The sequence below is a fragment of the Ruegeria sp. AB8 genome (genome assembly GCF_056542605.1).
Genome location: NZ_JBQGAB010000125.1, coordinates 1 through 594, shown reverse-complemented (window position 1 = coordinate 594; position 594 = coordinate 1). Strand labels below are relative to the sequence as shown.

The following is a 594-nucleotide window of genomic DNA, read 5'->3' as shown; positions in this document are numbered from 1 at the left end:
GCCATGATGTCCTCAAGCGCGTTCATCTGCGAGTGGTCATACTTCCGCATCCCGCGCTTGTCGGTATAGAGTATGTGTTTGACTTGATGCAGGTTTTCCTGAATCTCGATGACTTTGTCGACCTGCTCCTGGTCACCGCAGACGACATATTTCGCGCCGCAATGCTCCAGCACATAGGCCATCTCTTCGGCGACCGAATCCTGATACAGAGGCACCGGCACCGCGCCTACCATCTGAGCGGCAACCATCGACCAGTAATGGGCGGGACGGTTCCGACCAATCACAGCAATATGGTCACCCTTTTCAACGCCAAGTTCTAGAAACCCAAGTGCGATGGCACGGATTTCTTTGGCGGCTTCCGCCCAGGTCCAGCATTGCCAGATCCCGAATTCCTTTTCCCGATAGGCCGGGGCATCCCCGAACTGGGTCACATTGCGGTGTAATAGCGCCGGAAGAGAGTCCATCCCTTCAGCGCCCGACTGCGTCTGAGCCAATCTTTCTCTCCTCCCCATCCGACCCCTCCCCGGGCCGAAAATGGCGGGTTCGGGATGGTGCCCGAACGCCAATGCCCCGATAAGGGACGTCGTAACGATC

1 protein-coding gene is annotated in these 594 nt (G+C 57.4%); it reads right to left on the bottom strand.

Annotated features, from left to right (window positions below):
* Nucleotides 1-464, bottom strand: a 464-nt coding sequence (locus ACR0CG_RS24120; protein WP_480528053.1) for an AMP-binding protein, incomplete at its 3' end; no start/stop codon positions are given.
* Between the last annotated feature and the right edge of the window lie 130 nt (nucleotides 465-594).